4 protein-coding genes are annotated in these 5,266 nt (G+C 64.6%); all 4 read left to right on the forward strand.

Going from position 1 to position 5,266, the window contains the following annotated elements; translation table 11 throughout:
• Positions 1–1,500, forward strand: a 1,500-nt coding sequence (locus tag JOZ76_RS25325; RefSeq protein ID WP_291703277.1) for a molybdopterin cofactor-binding domain-containing protein, incomplete at its 5' end; no start/stop codon positions are given.
• Positions 1,497–2,612, forward strand: a complete 1,116-nt coding sequence (locus tag JOZ76_RS25330; RefSeq protein WP_291703279.1) for a ring-opening amidohydrolase — start codon at positions 1,497–1,499, stop codon at positions 2,610–2,612. The genes JOZ76_RS25325 and JOZ76_RS25330, both read left to right, overlap by 4 nt.
• A 6-nt stretch (positions 2,613–2,618) precedes the next feature.
• On the forward strand, positions 2,619–3,809 hold the full coding sequence (locus JOZ76_RS25335; RefSeq protein ID WP_291703281.1) for an FAD-dependent oxidoreductase: 1,191 nt from the start codon (positions 2,619–2,621) through the stop codon (positions 3,807–3,809).
• Between the two features lie 263 nt (positions 3,810–4,072).
• The coding region (locus JOZ76_RS25340; protein WP_291703283.1) for a GTP cyclohydrolase II at positions 4,073–5,266 on the forward strand (1,194 nt) is incomplete at its 3' end.

The following is a 5,266-nucleotide window of genomic DNA, read 5'->3' on the forward strand; positions in this document are numbered from 1 at the left end:
GATCGGTTCGAACATTTTTTTGCGACCACGCATGAGCGCGGCCAGATACACGACGCCGAGATCGCGCTCGACCGCGAGGGACGCATTCTCGGCGTCAAAGACGTGTTCTTTCACGACACCGGCGCCTACAACCCTTATGGGCTCACGGTGCCGCTCAACAGCCAGTGCACGCTGCTCGGGCCTTACGTCATTCCGGCCTATGACTCGACCTTCACGGCCGTGTTCACCAACCTGCCGATCGTGACGCCCTATCGCGGCGCCGGCCGCCAGCACGGCGTGTTCGTGATCGAGCGGCTGCTTGATCTTGCCGCGCATGCGCTTGGCATCGATCCCATCGAGATCAGGCGCCGCAATTTGATTCCGCCAGACGCGTTCCCATACAAGAACGAAATCATCTACCAGGACTTTCAGCCGCTCGAGTATGACAGCGGCAATTATGCACCCGTGCTCGACAAGGCGCTCGCCGCGATCGGCTATGAGGCGTTCGTCAGGCACGAACAGCCGAGCATGCGCGCGCAAGGCCGCTGCGTCGGCATCGGCGTCGCCTGCTATGTCGAGGGCACCGGCATCGGGCCCTATGAGGGGGCCAAGGTGCAGGTGCAGACCAACGGCAAGGTCAGCGTCGCCACCGGAGTCGGCACGCAGGGGCAGGGGCATTTCACGAGCTTTGCCCAAATCGTCGCCGATGAGCTCGGCGTCGATGTCCGCGATATCGATATCGTGACCGGCGACACCGACCAGTTCTATTGGGGCGCCGGCACCTTTGCGAGCCGCGGCGCCGTCGTCGCCGGCAATGCCGTCAGCGCCGCGTCGCAGGCGGTGCGCAAGAAGGCGCTGAAGCTTGCGGCTGAGGCGTTCGAATGTTCGGAAGCGGACCTCGTCGTCGCAGACGGAAAAGTGTCGATCACCGGCATCCCGGAAAAATTCATCCGCCTCGGCGAACTCGCCCAGCGGGCCAATCCGATGCGTGGCGCGGTCACGCCCGGGACCGAGCCGGGACTGGAATCGACGCAATATTTCGGGCCCGCCAAGGGTGCTACCTCCAACGGCGTGCATGCTGCCATCATCGAGGTCGATCCGGATACTTTTGAGCTGAAAATCCTGAAATATGTCGTCGTGCATGATTGCGGCACCGTTATCAATCCGCTGATCCTGGAAGGCCAGATCCATGGCGGCGTGGCGCAGGGCATCGGCAATGCCTTCTTTGAAAAGCTGTCGTTCGACGAGCAGGGGCAGCTCCAGAATGCCTCGCTTGCCGACTATCTGCTGCCAACCGCGCTCGACGTGCCGCGCATGGAGCTCGATCATACCGTGACGCCGTCGCCGCTCAATCCGCTTGGGGTAAAGGGCGCGGGCGAGGCCGGTGCGATTCCGGTCGGCGCGGTATTCGTGCAGGCGATCGAGGACGCGCTCGGACTGAAGGACAAGAAGGTCGAGCTCAACGAAGTTCCACTCAGTCCGAGCCGGCTGTTCGAACTGATCGGCGGACGAGGCACATGAAAACGGCGCGCGTTCTCAGGCTGTCGATGGCCCATCCCGGAGATCTGTCCGAGCTGGCGCGGCTGATCGAAAGCGGCACCGTCATTGCCTCGGAGGTGGTCGCCATCATCGGCAAAACCGAGGGCAATGGCGGTGTCAACGATTTTACCCGCGGCTATTTCACCCAGACCCTGATGGGGCTGTTGTCAAAGCATGTTGGAAAGCCGCCGGAGCAACTGGTCCGTGAGATTCCTTGCGTGCTCTCGGGCGGCACCGAGGGCGTGATGAGCCCGCACTACCACGTGTTCTGCATCAGCGATGCTGATGCTTCGGCAACGCGCCATCGGTCAGCGCTGGCGATCGGCACCGCCTTCAGCACGCCCGTGGCCGCCGAGGACGTCGGCCGGCGCGCGCATGTCGAGCGCGTTGCGGCCGCAGTGCGCGAGGCGATCAAGAATGCTGGCATCGAACGTGCAGACGAGGTGCATTTCGTGCAGGTCAAGTGCCCCTGCGTGACGGTGGCGCGCGCCTCCGCCGCGATCGCGGCCGGCAAGACCCCGCTCACGTCAGATCCCAACAAGTCGATGGCATTCGCGCGCGCCGCCGGAGCTTTTGGCGTGGCGCTCGCGCTTGACGAAATCAAGTCAGGCGATTTCGATGACGCTTCGCTGCTCTCGGATTTTTCCATCCAGTCGCCGCGCGCCAGCATTTCCTCCGGCGTCGAAGTCGAATGCAACGAGGTGGTCGTGCTCGGCAACAGCGCGTCCTGGGGCGGCGATTTGCGCATCGCGCACCGGCCGATGAGCGATGCGCTCGACATCGGCGGCATCGTCCGTGTGCTCGCCGACCTCGATATCCCCGCCTCCCCACAGGTCTCCGCGGGCGACGCAGCTCGGATCGCCTGCGTGCTGGTGAAATGCGAGCCGGACCGGCGCGGCAAAATCCGTGGCAATCGCCACACCATGCTCGACGACACCGACATCAACGCACAGCGGCACATCCGCGGCGCGGTTGCGGGCCTGGTCGCGGGCGTGGTCGGCGATGGCCGCATTTTCGTATCAGGCGGCGCTGAGCATCAGGGGCCGGATGGCGGCGGTCTCATTGCCGTGATCGCTTCACAGCAGCAAGGCTGATGCCGGATGCGGATCGTCATTGTCGGCGCCGGGGTTGCGGGATGCGTGATGGCGCGCCGTCTGTCGCGGCTCGGTGGCGCCGAGGTCATTTGTCTCGAGCGCGTCGCGCGCGGCGATCATTCGGAAGCTGGGACCGGCCTCAATATCGGCCCCAACGCGGTCAAGGCGCTCAACGCCATCGATCCCGAGCTCGCCGACGGCATCACGGAAAACAGCTTCATCTGGCGCAATTGGCGGATCTCGCTCACGGACGGCACTGTCCTGTTCGATCTGCCGCTCGCCGAGGTCGCCGACGGGCCGGGCTGGCGCATCCGCTGGTCGGAACTCTATCGCGTGCTGCGCGAGGCCGCCGTGCCTCATGTCCAATATGGCTGCGAGATCACGGATATCGGCCGCGATGCCGTCGATCCCCGCAAGACGCGCGTGACCTGGTCGCAAGACGGCAAGATCGCGCATCTCGACAGCATCGATCTGTTGATCGCAGCCGACGGACGCTACTCGCGGACCAGGCGCCTCGTGTCCGGAGAGCCCGGGACCCGGCTGGCCGGCGTTGCCGTCTTTCGCCTGCTGGTGGGCAATACCTCGGGCGGATTGATCGACGATTACGAGCAATGGTTCAACGGTCCCAACCGCCTGCTCGCCTTCCGCGTGCCGCCCGATCATGTCTACATTGCCGGCACCTTTCCTATTCCGCCCGAGGCCGACATTGCCGAAGATCTGAAAGCGCCGGAAGCCTTGCGGAAGGCGTACACGCCGTCCGCCGCGTCGCCGAGTGCGCAGGCGCGCTGGCTGATCGACACGGTGTGCGAGAACTCGGCCGAGACGCATTGGGCGCGGATGCAGGAGCATGACCTGCTTTATCGCGCCAACGATTGCAACGTGCTCTATCTCGGCGACGCCGCCCACGGCATGGTGCCGACGCTGGGGCAGGGCGCGACGCAGGCGATCGAGGATGCCGCGAACGCGGCCACCCTCATCACGCGACACTATCAACACGGAATGCTCGATGTCGGCCGCTGGCTCGCCGACATCGAAGCCTTGCGCAAGGATCGCATGCGCTTCGTCATGGAGTTCTCGCTCGCAGCCACCGATACCATGCTGGCGGGTGCCGATCCTGTCGAAGGCACCAGGCGCAAGAACGAAGCACCGTTCCGAAACCGGCTGAAGGCGCTCTATCGCGATGTCGGACTGCCGTGATGGAACCGAGGACGCCATATGCGCGCGGTTGCTCCATACCGGCGGCTCCCATCCCGGTTGAGCGCTCCCGGCGGGCTGATTCGCGTGCATTGCAACAAATTCTTGAATGCCACCATAAATTTAGGCGGGCTTAAGCTGCGTTGTTCTGCTATAGACAATTCAGCCGGAACCGCGGGGTGACCCGCCACTGCCGGCAAAAGCACGATCAGGCCCGTCGGAGAGGCGGGCCGTTGGCTTTTTGGGCACCAGCTTCGCAGATCAACATGAGCCGCTCCAACCGCACCGACCATATCCGCCTCACCTCCCATCCGGAGCCCGGGGCCAAGCATGCGTTTCCGATCCACTGGGGCGCGGCCGATGTGCGCGCGCGTGGTCCGATCATCGGGACGGTGTCGCGGCCGCAGGATCGCAATGTGATCGGCAGCCATGGCGGTTCCTATGCGGTCTACCGGGCGCTGGCGGTCTCGGCCGGCGCGCTCGATCCGATCCGGCGTCCCGACCTGACCAACACCCATCCCGCCGCGACCGTTGGGCCGTTTCCGCAATGGTGCGATCCCAAGCGCATCGTCGCACTCGACCCCTGGGGACATCTGATCGCGGAAAACTTCCGCACCGAGATTGCCGAAGGCGCCGACATCCGTCCGTCCATCGCGATCACGCGCGCGCGGCTCGACCTGCCGGAAATCCAGGCGGCGCTCGCCGCCAGGCGGCTGAAGAGCGACGGCACCGTCGTTCACGCCAATGGCAGCGTTTCGGTGGTGAAGATCGCGATCGATCCCGTCTGGTATCTGCCCGGCGTCGCCGAACGTTTTGGTGTCAGCGAGACCAGCCTGCGGCGCACGCTGTTTGAGCAGACCGCGGGCATGTTTCCGGAGCTCGTCACGCGCCCGGATATGCAGGTGTTTTTGCCGCCGATCGGCGGCACAACCGTCTACATGTTCGGCGATGTGTCGAAACTTCCCGATCACCGCACCCGCATCACCTGCCGCGTGCACGACGAATGCAACGGCTCCGACGTGTTCGGCTCCGACATCTGCACCTGCCGGCCCTATCTCATTCACGGCATCGAGGAATGCGCGCGCGACGCCCAGGCCGGCGGACTCGGCCTCATCGTCTACAATCGCAAGGAGGGCCGCGCGCTCGGCGAGGTCACCAAATTCCTGGTCTACAATGCGCGCAAGCGCCAGGAAGACGGCGACGCGGCCGCCGCCTATTTCGAGCGCACCGAATGTGTCGCCGGCGTGCAGGACGCGCGCTTCCAGCAGCTGATGCCGGACGTCATCCACTGGCTTGGCCTGTCGCGCATCGATCGCTTCCTGTCGATGAGCGACATGAAATATGATGCGCTGACCGGTCAGGGGATCGACATCGTCGAGCGCGTGCCGATCCCGGACGAGCTCATTCCGGCGGACGCGCATGTCGAGATCGCGGCCAAAAAGGCGGCCGGCTATTTCTCG

The sequence above is a fragment of the Bradyrhizobium sp. genome (assembly GCF_019244115.1).
GTDB lineage: Bacteria > Pseudomonadota > Alphaproteobacteria > Rhizobiales > Xanthobacteraceae > Bradyrhizobium.

Bases quoted from the DNA above. Each gene is read 5' to 3' on its own strand.
- JOZ76_RS25330 (WP_291703279.1), top strand. From the start codon at position 1,497: ATGAAAACGGCGCGCGTTCTCAGGCTGTCGATGGCCCATCCCGGAGAT.
- JOZ76_RS25335 (WP_291703281.1), top strand. From the start codon at position 2,619: ATGCGGATCGTCATTGTCGGCGCCGGGGTTGCGGGATGCGTGATGGCG.